Consider the following 12,385-nt stretch of genomic DNA (forward strand, 5'->3'; position numbering starts at 1 on the left):
GTAGTAAGACCCCTTGAAGACGACGAGGTAGATAGGTCAGAGGTGGAAGTGCAGTAATGCATGGAGCTGACTGATACTAATCGGTCGAGGGCATGACCAAGCAAGGTGATAGGTAGGATGAAAGAAAATATTTCTTGTATGCAGTTTTGAAGGTATATGAAAGATAAGAAGCAATCAACATGTGTTGGTTGTTTTTTCGTTTAAGAATAAAATGATAATAATAAAACAGCTGCCGATAATAGATTTTCACACAGGTGAGTATGTGATAAAATCTATTGTCGACAGTCTTTTTTATAATGACATATTCAAAAAATTATCAACATATATAATTAATATAGGATATTATTGGTTAGCTTTGTCTTTGGGTTAATTACAGCAAGGCTTACGATCGAATTCAGGATTGAATGCGTAGAAGTTCTTACTGTCCAGTTTATCCTGCACGATTCTTAGGCTTTCTCCAAAACGCTGATAATGGACAATTTCTCGTTCGCGGAGGAAGCGGATCGGATCACAGACTTCAGGATCTTTAATAAGTCGCAGAATATTATCATACGTAGTGCGGGCTTTTTGCTCCGCGGCCATATCCTCATGAAGATCCGTAATTGGATCACCTTTAGACTGGAAAGTTGTAGCACTCCAAGGAGTGCCGCTGGCTGCCTGCGGCCAGAGAGCGAGAGTATGATCTACATAATATTTATCAAAACCAGATTTTTCAAGCTGTTCCGGAGTCAGATTACGGGTGAGCTGGTGTACAATGGCACAGATAATCTCAAGATGGGCCAGTTCCTCCGTACCAATATCCGTAAGAATACCTGTAACCTCTTTATAAGGCATGGTATATCTCTGTGCGAGATAGCGCATTGAGGCACCAAGTTCGCCGTCAGGACCTCCGAACTGAGTTAAGATAATCTGAGCAATTTTAGGATTGGTCTGTGTTATCTTAACGGGATATTGTAAACGCTTTTCATAATTCCACATAGATTAACATCCTCCTTCCTGCCATGGCCAAGGTTCGTTGATCCATTTCCAATAATCCATTTGTGTGGTTGCGGTGTCAAGTGTAAGTGGGCCATAATATTTGGCATATTCCTTTAGTGCCTGCACACGTTGTTTCTTAAATTCATCAAAAAATTCAAGAGCTTCAGAGCAATTAGGATGTGTGTCAAGATATAATTTTACGTCATCAACGGCAAAACTTACGATATTGATCCATTCCAGAAGATCCTTTTTACAAGGTTTGTTTTCATTCATCGTGAGCCACCACCTTTCCAACAGAATGGAAGATTGAGTTCAGCAAATATAGTTCCGCACCGGAATCCTTTTTCCACTTCATAAAGAGAACGCCATTCCTGCCATGGAACATAAGCCATTGCAATGGAAAGTCCGCTCAATTTGTCATGATCCTGAATATTGCAGCAGGGTCTGGACGGATTAGATGGCGATACAGAGGCCGGCATAGTTCGGCTTCCGCCGACATGACATCCATTAGAATGATTCTGGCGCATGTAATCCGGTGTGTTGTAACGATAATTTGGCATTTTGAGTACTCCTTTCAATAAGGTTATGCAATAATATTGTATGAAAATTGCGTGAAGTTGTGAATCAGAAGGTTGTTTTTGAAAGGTTATCTGAGTATAATAGATACGATTGGAGAGTAGAATTATGGCAAATTATCAAACCGAAGCAAAAAAGGTAAATAGGACAAGAAGCATTGCATATTTTGATTATAATCTGTTAGCTATCTTAATCTGTCTGATCTGCTTTGGACTTGTAATGTTATATAGTACAAGTTCTTATAGCGCGATGGTCAAGCAAAACGGAGACAGTCTGTATTATTTTAAAAGACAACTGTTATTCTGCATAGCAGGATTTTTCGTACTGGGAGTGGTAAGTAAGATTGATTATCACTGGTATATCGGTAAGGCGAAGTTATTTTATTATATTTCTATTGCTATGATGTTCGTGGTAAAGACGCCACTGGGAAAGGAAGTAAATGGTGCAAAACGCTGGATCCGGCTTCCATTTAACCAGCAGTTACAGCCGGCAGAGATTGCAAAGATTGCGATTATACTATTTATTCCGGCACTGATCTGTTCAATGGGAAAAGAGATTAAGCCGTGGAAGGGAATAGGAAGAATAATGGCTTGGGGAGGAATTTCAGCAGCAGTAGTATTTCTGATTACTGATAATCTAAGTACTGCGATCATTGTAATGGGAATTACATGTATCCTTATCCTGGTAGTACATCCCAGAACAAAGATGCTGGTTGGAATTTTAGGAATCATAGGTGTAATTGGAATTACAGGGGCGAGAATTCTGGGACTTATCCTGGAGACAAGTGGAAGCTTCCGTATGCGTCGTATTCTGGTATGGGTCAATCCGGAAAAATATGCATCCGAAGGAGGCTATCAGATTATGCAGGCGCTCTATGCAATCGGATCTGGTGGATTTTTTGGAAAAGGTCTTGGAAATAGTGCACAGAAGATGATTATCCCGGAAGTACAAAATGATATGATTCTTTCTATTATATGTGAGGAACTGGGTGTATTTGGTGCAATCATGGTATTGGTATTATTTGGACTGCTTTTATACCGGCTGCTTTTTATCGCACAGAATGCACCGGATATGTATGGATCATTGATCGTGACGGGAATCTTTGCGCATATCGCACTGCAGGTAACATTGAATGTAATGGTAGTAATTAACTGCATACCGACTACCGGAATTACCCTTCCGTTTATCAGTTATGGTGGTACGTCTGTCTTGTTTTTGATGGCGGAGATGGGGATTGCACTGGGCGTCTCATCCAGAATAAAAATTACTGAATAAAAGTCTTTCATTTCTTATATAAATATGCTATGATGAATAATGTAGTATTTAAAACTACTTGTAAAGATCAAGGTAGTGCGAAATGGGTTTTTGAAATGCTGCATCAGGAGGAAGAATATGAGTTACAAAATTATTATAGATAGTTGTGGAGAACTGACAAGAGAAATGAAAGCATCAGGACACTTTGAGACTGCTTCATTACAGATTGATGTGGATGGATATCATATTGTTGATGATGAGACATTTGATCAGGCTGACTTTTTAAGAAGGACAAAGGAATCCAACGAGTGCCCGAAATCTTCATGTCCGTCGCCGGAGCGTTACATGGAAGGTTATCACTGTGAGGCGGAGCATGTCTATGCAGTTACATTATCTTCGGAGCTTAGTGGTTCTTATAACAGTGCAGTATTAGGAAAGAACTTATATATAGAAGAATATGGTGAAAAAGACATCCACATTTTTAATTCAAAATCAGCATCCGTAGGGGAGACTCTGATTGGATTAAAGATTGCAGAGTGTGAAGAGAAGGGAATGAGTTTTCAGGAAGTAATCGAAACCGTAGATGCTTATATCGAAGAACAGCATACATATTTTGTGCTGGAAACGTTGGATATATTGAAGAAAAACGGAAGACTGAAAGGATTAAAGGCAGTGGTTGCTACCGCTTTGAATATTAAGCCAGTAATGGGATCCACACCGGAAGGATCAATCCAGCAGCTTGCCCAGGCAAGAGGAATGAAGAAAGCTCTTGCGAAAATGGTAGATGAAGTAGCTGCAAAACTGACAAATCCACAGGAAAAGATTTTAGCTATTGCACACTGTAACTGCGAAGAGCGTGCAATAGCAGTGAAAGAAATGCTTTTAACAAAAGCAGATTTTAAAGATGTTATCATTCTTGATACAGCGGGAATCAGCAGTATGTATGCAGCGGATGGCGGAGTGATTATTGTTGTATAATTCTTATGACTATGCTAAAATAGTAGCAAGTGATTGGAAAAGGAGCAAAAAATATGAGCCAGGCAAAGGTAGATAAATATAAACAAGAAAAGGCAAATCGTAAACAGACTCTGAAAAAAGAAAAAATGCAGAGAGTTTTACGAAGATGTGCAGCCGGTATAGTGGCGATTGCCCTGGTTGCAGGTTTTGGATATTCTGCATACAACATATATGAATCTAAGAAACCAAAAGAAGAGATAACCGTTGATTATTCAGCAGTGACAAGCCTTAGTCAGGCGTTATCAGAAAGTGGAACATCAGCAGAATAAAGAAGAAAAAAGATAGTAGACAGATTAAATTCTGCCTGCTATTTTTTTAATTCAATTTCTAAAAAGGGGTTGAAAACGATAAAAAAGTAGTTTACAATGGTTTCAAGTGGTAGAAAGTGGTGAAAAGTGGAACGAAGTGGAGGAATATCCACCATTTCGAAAAGGAGAAGTTCTATGTTGAAAGGAGAGTACAGTCATAATATCGATGCCAAAGGGCGTCTGATCATTCCCGCAAAGTTTCGTGACGATTTAGGGGAGCATTTCGTTATAACAAAAGGAATGGAAAATTGTCTGTACGTATATCCGGAAGATGAATGGAACATCTTTGAAGAAAAACTTAACGCATTGCCAACCACCACTGATAAAAAAGCACGTGCGTTTGCGTATTTCTTTCAGGGAAGTGCAGCGGACGGTGACCTTGATAAACAAGGCAGGACTCTAATCCCTTCTGTATTAAGAGCGTTTGCCCATCTGGATAAGGAAGTAGTATTTATCGGTATGGGAAAACGTGCAGAGATCTGGGACAAAGCCAGATGGGATGAAAAGAATGCTGAAGTGGAACTTAACATTGAAGATATTGCATCTGATATGGAAGCAAGCGGATTCAGTATCTAGAGGGAGAAGATATGGGATTCGAACACAAATCAGTATTACTGAATGAGACAATTGAAGGATTAAACATCAAGCCAGATGGCATTTATGTAGATGGCACACTTGGTGGGGGCGGACATGCATATGAAGTATGCAGACGCCTTGGTGACAAGGGGAGTATTATAGGAATAGACCAGGACGCAGCGGCAATCGAAGCCGCAGGCATCCGCTTGAAAGACTTCGGAGAAAAAGTCACAATAATCAGAAGCAATTATTGTGATATGAAGTCAAAACTTCATGAATTAGGAATTGACAAAGTCGATGGGATTGTCCTGGATCTGGGCGTATCATCTTATCAGTTAGATACGGCAGAACGAGGATTTTCTTATCGTGAAGATGCACCTCTTGATATGAGAATGGACAGACGTCAGAAGATGACTGCCAGAGATATTGTCAATGACTATTCGGAGATGGATTTGTACCGCGTGATCCGGGATTACGGAGAGGACAAGTTTGCAAAGAACATCGCAAAACATATTGTCATGGCACGTGGTAAAAGTCCAATTGAAACAACAGGGCAGCTGACAGAGATTATCAGAGCCTCTATACCAATGAAGTATCAGAAAAAGTCTGGACATCCTGCAAAAAGGACGTTTCAGGCTATTCGTATTGAATTAAACAGGGAATTAGAAGTACTCAAGAATTCTCTGGATGATATGATAGAAATATTAAACCCTGGCGGAAGATTGTGCATTATAACGTTTCATTCACTAGAGGACCGCATTGTAAAGAGTGCATTTAAAAAGAATGAAAATCCATGCACCTGTCCACCGGATTTTCCGGTATGTGTGTGTGGAAATGTGTCGAAAGGACACGTTGTCAGCAGAAAACCAATTCTGCCAAGTGAGGAAGAGTTAGAATATAACAGCCGGTCAAAAAGCGCAAAACTCAGAATATTTGAGCGGGCATAGCTGACCGGGGATAGCAGCAGATAGAAAGGGGTGGCGCAATGGCATCGAACAGACTTTATGCAAATGAAAGACGCCAATCCGGTGCATATAGCTATAGCTCTGCAAATCACAGATCTGAACCGATATATATGTATGGTAATGTGGTTACAAAACCGGAACGTGGACCAGAACGCCGGAAGTCACCCACAGAACCGAAAAAAAGAGTAAGCAGACAGGTACAAAGAAATAGGAAACGCGCGCTTCACATGAATGCGGCATATGTAGTATTTCTGGCAGTTGCAGCAACGGTTGCGTTACTGCTTTGCGTTAATTATGTACGTTTGCAGTCAGAGATGACAAAAAGCTCCAAACAGGTTACGGCGCTTCAGGAAGAACTTGCAAATTTAAAAGAAGAAAATACAACGAAGTATAATGCAGTTGTAGATTCTGTAAATCTGGATGAAGTTCGCGAAAGAGCGATTAACCAGCTTGGAATGACATATGCTTCGCCGGATCAGATTGTAGAATATGATGACCCAGCTACGGATTATGTAAAGCAGTATGATAACATACCGGAAAGCGGAGTGCTTGCTCAGTCGGATAAGAATAAGAAATAGGTGAGACGATGGCAAGAAAAGACAGCAGTTTTTTTAAAAGAAAAATTTCAAACTTTATGAAGAAAAAGCTAGTAATGCTCTTTGGGGCAATAATACTAGCTTTTGTTTTCTTGATAGGATGGATTACCGTTATCAATGCAACAAAAGGTGAAAAATACACAAAAGTAGTACTGGACCAGCAACAGTATAATAACCATACGATTCCATTTAAGCGGGGAGACATCATTGACCGCAACGGAACCAAGCTCGTAACCAGTGAAAGAGTATACAATGTAATTATTGATGCGGAGATACTGACCAGCAAAAAGAAATATATGAATCCGACACTGAATGCATTAAAAAAATGTTTTAATCTTAAGAAGAACACAGTGCGTAAGCAGGTGAAAAAGAATCCGAACAGCCGTTACCTGATTGTAAAAACAGGTGTCAGTTATGAAGACGCACAAAAATTCACGAAAATATCCGAAGATACAGAGAAGTATCCGAATGTACAAGGCGTATGGTTGGAAGAAGATTATGAGAGAAAATATCCATATAATACACTTGCAAGTGATGTGATTGGATTCACAACCAATGGAGATGTAGGAAGTAATGGAATTGAAGCTTCTTATAATTCCATCCTGAATGGCACGGACGGAAGAGAGTATGGATATGTGGACGAAAATTCAGGGTTTGAAAGAACGGTGAAAGAACCGGCGAACGGAAGTACAGTAGTGTCTACGATTGACCTTCAGGTTCAAAGCATTGTAGAACAGCATATCCTGGCGTTTAACGAAGAACATAAGGATGAAGAAACAGAAGGAGAAGGAAGCAAAAGTACAGGCGTTATCGTCATGAATCCACAGAATGGAGAAATACTTGCAGAAGCCTCCTATCCAAATTACGATTTGAATAATCCCAGAGATCTTACCAGATACTACTCGAAAGACACAATTAAAAGCATGTCAAGTGATGAGAAGCTGGAAAAATTAAATGAACTCTGGAAGAATTTTTGTGTAAGTGATACGTATGAGCCGGGATCTACATTTAAGCCGTTTACAATTTCGGCAGGACTGGAGACCGGAATTTTAAAAGGCGATGAAACTTATGTATGTAATGGTGTTATGCATGTAGGCGACCATGACATTCACTGTAGTAACAGAAAAGGACATGGAACGGAGACTCTGAAAGAAGCACTTGAAAACTCCTGCAACGTTGCACTGATGCAGATTGGAGCCAAGATAGGAACAGAAGAATTCAGCAGATACCAGAAACTGTTTGGATTTGGTGAGTATACAGGAATTGATCTGCCGGGAGAAGGAGAAACCAGTGGACTTTTGTATACACCCGAAAAGATGGATGCGGCCAGCCTGGCGACGAATGCATTTGGTCAGAACTTTAATGTTACAATGACGCAGATGGCAGCATCGTTCTGTTCACTGATCAACGGTGGGAATTATTATGAACCACATGTCGTGAAGCAGATACAGGATGAAAATGGAAATGTCACAGAGAATAAAGATCCGGTGCTGGTAAAAAAGACCATCTCACAGGAGACCAGCGAAATCATAAAAGATTATATGCTGGGAGTTGTGGAAGAAGGAACCGGAGCAACAGCAGCTGTAGAAGGTTATGCAGTCGGAGGAAAGACAGGTACAGCGGAAAAATTACCTCGTGGTAATGGAAAATACCTGGTATCGTTCATCGGATATGCCCCGCAGGAGAATCCACAGGTTATGGTATATGTAGTCATTGATGAGCCGAATGTGGAATATCAGGCGAACAGCGGGTACGCTACACAGCTTGCATCACAGATTATGACAGATATCTTCCCTTATCTTGGAATTGAAAAAGCTGCGGATGCCATAACAGGTGATACAGCGACAGATGCCACAACAGATACAGCGGCAGATACAACAACTACAACAGATACGGCAACAGATACAACAACTACAACAGATACAGCACAATAATCAATATCATAACCCCATAGAGGCTTTCATAGATTGATAAAGAAAGCTTTTATGGGGTTTTTATGAAGAGCAAGACATTTCATAAAAAGAAAATATGTATTGTGTTTGGCTGTGCGCTTTTTATGATCATGTATCTGGTGGGAAGACTGGTATATCTGATGGTGTTTGATGCGGAATGTTATCAGAAAAAAGCAGAAGACCTTCATGAACGGGAAAGGGACATCAAGGCTGCCAGAGGTGAGATTATAGACAGGAATGGGGTGGTTTTGGCAACGAACCGCACGGTATGTACGATATCTGTCATTCACAGTCAGATAAAAGAACCGGAGAAGATCATTGCAGAGCTTTCGGAGCTGTTAGAAATGGATCAAGAAGTGATCCGGAAAAGAGTCGGAAAAATTTCCGCCATAGAGCGTATTAAGTCAAATGTAGATAAAAAGACAGGAGACAAAATCCGTAATCTGGGACTTGCGGGAGTGAAAGTTGATGAAGATTTTAAGCGTTATTATCCATATGACAGGCTTGCATCCAAGGTCCTTGGTTTTACCGGAGGAGACAATCAGGGAATTATCGGTCTGGAAGTCAGATATGAAAAATATCTGAAAGGAATAGATGGTAAGATTCTTACAACAACAGACGCAAGAGGTGTAGAACTTGAAAATGTTGCAGAAGACCGTATGGAACCGGTTGCCGGAAACACGTTGAAGATCAGTCTGGATTATAATATGCAGATGTATGCGATGCAGATGGCTGAAAAAGTCAGGCAGGAAAAAGAAGCAGATAAAGTGGCAATTCTGCTTATGAATCCACAAAACGGAGAAATTTATGCGATGGTAAATGTTCCAGAGTTTGATCTGAATCAGCCATTTGAACTGATAGAAACAGACGAAAATAATCTTACAGATACTGAGAAACAGGATGCACTGAATCAGATGTGGAGAAATGGGTGTATCAATGACACGTATGAACCGGGAAGTACGTTTAAAATTATCACGGCATCAGCAGGCCTGGAGGCAGGAGTGGTTCATCTGGAAGACCGCTTTAGCTGTCCGGGATATAAGATTGTGGAAGATAGAAAGATACGGTGTCATAAAGTCGGAGGACACGGAGCGGAAAATTTTACAGAAGGAATACAGAATTCGTGTAATCCTGTATTTATAGAAGTTGGACTTCGTCTTGGAGTAGACCGCTTTTGTGATTATTTCGACCAGTTCGGTCTGATGGAACTGACTGGTGTGGACATTCCAGGGGAAGCGGGAACAATCATGCATAAAAAGGAGAATATCGGACAGGTGGAGCTTGCAACCTTAAGCTTTGGACAGTCGTTTCAGATTACGCCGATCCAGCTTGGCACAACAGTAAGTGCATTGATCAACGGAGGAAGGAGAGTAACACCACATTTTGGAGTAAGCATTCAAAATGATGAGGAAAAGACCATGAAAACATTCCAGTATAAAGAAAAGAAACATATCGTTTCGGAAAAAACATCAGAAACCATGCGTGTGCTGTTGGAAAGCGTAGTTGCGGAAGGATCCGGAAAAAACGCATATGTAGAAGGATACCGGATCGGAGGTAAGACTGCAACATCCCAGACTTTGCCACGAAGTGCGAACAGGTACATTTCATCGTTTGTAGGATTTGCACCGGCAGATCATCCGGAGATCCTTGGGATGTGCGTGATCTATAATCCGCAGGGAGTCTATTACGGAGGAACGATTGCAGCGCCGGTGATCGGTAATATTTTTGAAAATATATTGCCCTATCTTGGCATTGAAAAACAATAGGAAATGCAGTATACTATGTGAAGTTAGAGATTAACTGAATAACAAAAGATTTAAAGAGGTGGATTATGGATTATAAGGTATTTATTCCAGTATTGATTTCGTTTGTATTGAGTGTGATTTTAGGTCCGCTTGTAATACCGGTACTCAGACGACTGAAGATGGATCAGACAGAGAGAGAAGATGGTGTAAAATCACATCTGAAAAAAGCAGGAACCCCTACGATGGGTGGTGTGATGATCCTGCTGTCGGTAGTGATCACATCGGTGTTTTATATTGGCCGTTATCCAAAGATCATTCCGATTCTGTTTCTGACACTCGGATTTGGACTGATTGGATTTTTGGATGATTATCTGAAAGTAGTAATGAAACGTTCGGATGGATTATATCCGAAGCAGAAGATGGCACTTCAGATTGTAGTAACAGCAATCTTTGCATTCTATATGGTGAAGTTTGCAAAAGTTCCGCTTACAATGCTGATTCCATTTTCGGGAGGAAAGTATCTCGATATCGGATGGGTAGCAATTCCATTAATGTTCTTTGTAGTCATCGGAACGGTAAACGGTGTAAACTTTACGGATGGTCTGGATGGTCTTGCTTCGAGCGTTACTGTATTAGTTGCAACGTTCTTTACTGTTGTGGCAATCGGTACAAAAAGCGGAATCGAACCAGTTACATGTGCAGTAGTAGGCGCGCTTCTCGGCTTCTTACTGTTTAACGTATATCCGGCAAGTGTATTTATGGGAGATACCGGTTCTTTAGCGCTGGGAGGATTTGTGGCTTCAGCTGCTTACATGCTTCAGATGCCGATATTTATTATTATCGTAGGATTCATTTACCTGGTAGAGGTGTTATCCGTTATGATCCAGGTAACATATTTTAAAAAGACCGGCGGAAAAAGAATATTTAAAATGGCGCCGATACATCATCATTTTGAACTGTGTGGATGGTCAGAGACAAGAGTTGTAGCTGTATTTTCAATTATCACAGCAATACTTTGCCTGATCGCCCTGATGGCTATGTAGGAGGATATCATGGAAGTAAAGAACAAAAAAGTACTTGTATTTGGTCTGGGAATCAGCGGAATCGGAGCTGGTAAGATTCTTGAGGCACACGGAGCAGATGTAGTACTGTATGATGGCAATCAGAAACTGACAGAAGAAAAAGTAAGAAAACAGCTTGGCGAAGACAGCAATGCAAAGATTGTAATCGGAGAATTTCCGGAAGAGATATTAGAAAACCTTGATATGACGGTTTTAAGTCCGGGGGTACCGACCGATCTTCCTGTAATCGAGAAGATGCGTAAGCAGGGAGTGACAGTGATCGGAGAAGTAGAGCTTGCATATCAGTACGGTAAGGGAGATGTGCTTGCAATTACAGGAACAAACGGAAAGACAACAACCACAACACTCCTTGGTGAGATTATGAAGAATTATCAGGATAATGTGTACGTCGTTGGAAATATCGGAACTCCGTATACAACAGCAGCATCACTTATGACAGATGATACGATCACCGTTGCAGAGATGAGCAGCTTCCAGCTGGAAAGTATCGTTGATTTCAGACCAAGAGTCAGTGCGATCCTGAACTTTACACCAGATCATCTGAATCGTCATCATACGATGGAAGCATATGTGAATGCAAAGAAAAATATTGCAAAGAACCAGACGGAAGATGATTACTGTATCCTGAATTACGAGGACGAGCTGACAAGAGAATTTGGAAAAGAAGTAAAAGCAAAGGTTCTATATTTCAGCAGCCAGCGTAAACTAGAAGAAGGAATTTATCTGGAAGATGGTAACATTATTTACCATTATGGCAATGTATCAGAGAAGATCTGCCATGTAGATGAACTCCAGATCCTTGGAACTCATAATCATGAAAATGTAATGGCAGCATGCGCTATGGCAGCAGTTTATGGTGTTCCGGTAGAAAAAATCCGTGAAAGTGTAAAAGCATTTAAAGGGGTTGAACACAGAATCGAATATGTAACAGAAAAAGATGGTGTTGCATACTATAATGATTCTAAGGGAACTAATCCAGATGCTGCGATCAAAGGTATCCAGGCGATGAACAGACCAACGGTGCTGATCGGTGGTGGATATGACAAAGGTTCTGAGTATACAGAGTGGATCAACAGCTTTGACGGGAAAGTGAAAAAACTGATCCTGATTGGAGATACGAAAGAAAAGATTGCAGAAGATGCCAGAAAATGTGGATTTACAGATTATGAATTTGCAGACACATTTGAAGAGGCAGTGCTGACGGCAGCGAAGATTGCAGAGTCGGGAGAAGCTGTACTGCTTTCGCCAGCGTGCGCAAGCTGGGATATGTTCCCAAGCTATGAAGTACGAGGAGAAAAGTTTAAAGAAATCGTAAAATCCTTATAAATTTTATAAA

13 protein-coding genes and 1 rRNA gene are annotated in these 12,385 nt (G+C 40.7%); 11 read left to right on the forward strand and 3 right to left on the reverse strand.

Features of this window, described 5'->3' with window-relative positions:
* Nucleotides 1–100: ribosomal RNA gene (locus tag ACWJAF_RS09475) — 23S ribosomal RNA — on the forward strand; the annotation flags it as partial.
* Nucleotides 101–366: 266 nt separating this feature from the next.
* On the opposite strand, the gene ACWJAF_RS09480 is transcribed toward ACWJAF_RS09475, so the two are convergent.
* Genes ACWJAF_RS09480 through ACWJAF_RS09490 form a run of 3 tightly spaced genes read right to left on the reverse strand, consistent with a single transcriptional unit; the run spans nt 367 to nt 1,538 of the window.
* On the reverse strand, nt 367–978 hold the full coding sequence (locus tag ACWJAF_RS09480; protein WP_296032131.1) for a manganese catalase family protein: 612 nt from the start codon (nt 976–978) through the stop codon (nt 367–369).
* Between the two features lie 3 nt (nt 979–981).
* The gene (locus ACWJAF_RS09485; RefSeq protein WP_296032130.1) at nt 982–1,251 is read right to left on the reverse strand and encodes a spore coat protein CotJB; all 270 of its coding nucleotides are present in this window, start codon (nt 1,249–1,251) and stop codon (nt 982–984) included.
* On the reverse strand, nt 1,248–1,538 hold the full coding sequence (locus ACWJAF_RS09490) for a spore coat associated protein CotJA (RefSeq protein WP_296032129.1): 291 nt from the start codon (nt 1,536–1,538) through the stop codon (nt 1,248–1,250). The genes ACWJAF_RS09485 and ACWJAF_RS09490 overlap by 4 nt, the downstream gene beginning before the upstream one ends.
* A 124-nt stretch (nt 1,539–1,662) precedes the next feature.
* Between ACWJAF_RS09490 and ACWJAF_RS09495 the strand changes: the two genes are divergently transcribed.
* The 10 genes from ACWJAF_RS09495 (at nt 1,663) to murD (ending at nt 12,375) form a co-directional block, all read left to right on the forward strand.
* A complete protein-coding gene (locus ACWJAF_RS09495) occupies nt 1,663–2,829 on the forward strand; it encodes an FtsW/RodA/SpoVE family cell cycle protein (RefSeq protein ID WP_296032127.1) in 1,167 nt (388 codons plus the stop codon).
* A 117-nt stretch (nt 2,830–2,946) separates the two neighbouring features.
* Entirely contained in the window at nt 2,947–3,786 is an 840-nt protein-coding gene (locus ACWJAF_RS09500) for a DegV family protein (protein WP_448863508.1), read from the forward strand.
* 53 nt (nt 3,787–3,839) lie between these two features.
* Nucleotides 3,840–4,094, forward strand: a complete 255-nt coding sequence (locus ACWJAF_RS09505) for a hypothetical protein (protein WP_296032125.1) — start codon at nt 3,840–3,842, stop codon at nt 4,092–4,094.
* Nucleotides 4,095–4,268: 174 nt separating this feature from the next.
* Entirely contained in the window at nt 4,269–4,709 is a 441-nt protein-coding gene (gene mraZ / locus ACWJAF_RS09510; RefSeq protein ID WP_296032124.1) for a division/cell wall cluster transcriptional repressor MraZ, read from the forward strand.
* 11 nt (nt 4,710–4,720) lie between these two features.
* Complete coding sequence (gene rsmH / locus ACWJAF_RS09515; protein WP_296032122.1) at nt 4,721–5,656, forward strand: 16S rRNA (cytosine(1402)-N(4))-methyltransferase RsmH; 936 nt, start codon at nt 4,721–4,723, stop codon at nt 5,654–5,656.
* 38 nt (nt 5,657–5,694) lie between these two features.
* A complete protein-coding gene (locus tag ACWJAF_RS09520; RefSeq protein ID WP_296032121.1) occupies nt 5,695–6,252 on the forward strand; it encodes a hypothetical protein in 558 nt (185 codons plus the stop codon).
* Nucleotides 6,253–6,260: 8 nt separating this feature from the next.
* Nucleotides 6,261–8,204, forward strand: coding sequence for a peptidoglycan D,D-transpeptidase FtsI family protein (locus ACWJAF_RS09525; protein ID WP_448863511.1), 1,944 nt, complete (start codon nt 6,261–6,263; stop codon nt 8,202–8,204).
* A 62-nt stretch (nt 8,205–8,266) separates the two neighbouring features.
* A complete protein-coding gene (locus tag ACWJAF_RS09530) occupies nt 8,267–9,988 on the forward strand; it encodes a peptidoglycan D,D-transpeptidase FtsI family protein (RefSeq protein WP_448863513.1) in 1,722 nt (573 codons plus the stop codon).
* A gap of 65 nt (nt 9,989–10,053) precedes the next feature.
* Nucleotides 10,054–11,010 carry a phospho-N-acetylmuramoyl-pentapeptide-transferase gene (mraY, locus tag ACWJAF_RS09535; protein WP_296032113.1) on the forward strand — a complete coding sequence of 319 codons (957 nt, stop codon included), beginning with the start codon at nt 10,054–10,056 and terminating at the stop codon, nt 11,008–11,010.
* 9 nt (nt 11,011–11,019) lie between these two features.
* Nucleotides 11,020–12,375: a UDP-N-acetylmuramoyl-L-alanine--D-glutamate ligase gene (gene murD, locus ACWJAF_RS09540; protein ID WP_448863515.1), complete on the forward strand. Its 1,356-nt coding sequence runs from the start codon at nt 11,020–11,022 to the stop codon at nt 12,373–12,375.
* The last annotated feature ends 10 nt before the right edge of the window (nt 12,376–12,385 follow it).

This window comes from Dorea sp., from assembly GCF_977044405.1.

Coding starts and splice junctions, on each gene's coding strand:
- ACWJAF_RS09480 (WP_296032131.1), bottom strand. CDS start 978: ATGTGGAATTATGAAAAGCGTTTACAATATCCCGTTAAGATAACACAG.
- ACWJAF_RS09485 (WP_296032130.1), bottom strand. CDS start 1,251: ATGAATGAAAACAAACCTTGTAAAAAGGATCTTCTGGAATGGATCAAT.
- ACWJAF_RS09490 (WP_296032129.1), bottom strand. CDS start 1,538: ATGCCAAATTATCGTTACAACACACCGGATTACATGCGCCAGAATCAT.
- ACWJAF_RS09495 (WP_296032127.1), top strand. CDS start 1,663: ATGGCAAATTATCAAACCGAAGCAAAAAAGGTAAATAGGACAAGAAGC.
- ACWJAF_RS09500 (WP_448863508.1), top strand. CDS start 2,947: ATGAGTTACAAAATTATTATAGATAGTTGTGGAGAACTGACAAGAGAA.
- ACWJAF_RS09505 (WP_296032125.1), top strand. CDS start 3,840: ATGAGCCAGGCAAAGGTAGATAAATATAAACAAGAAAAGGCAAATCGT.
- mraZ (WP_296032124.1), top strand. CDS start 4,269: ATGTTGAAAGGAGAGTACAGTCATAATATCGATGCCAAAGGGCGTCTG.
- rsmH (WP_296032122.1), top strand. CDS start 4,721: ATGGGATTCGAACACAAATCAGTATTACTGAATGAGACAATTGAAGGA.
- ACWJAF_RS09520 (WP_296032121.1), top strand. CDS start 5,695: ATGGCATCGAACAGACTTTATGCAAATGAAAGACGCCAATCCGGTGCA.
- ACWJAF_RS09525 (WP_448863511.1), top strand. CDS start 6,261: ATGGCAAGAAAAGACAGCAGTTTTTTTAAAAGAAAAATTTCAAACTTT.
- ACWJAF_RS09530 (WP_448863513.1), top strand. CDS start 8,267: ATGAAGAGCAAGACATTTCATAAAAAGAAAATATGTATTGTGTTTGGC.
- mraY (WP_296032113.1), top strand. CDS start 10,054: ATGGATTATAAGGTATTTATTCCAGTATTGATTTCGTTTGTATTGAGT.
- murD (WP_448863515.1), top strand. CDS start 11,020: ATGGAAGTAAAGAACAAAAAAGTACTTGTATTTGGTCTGGGAATCAGC.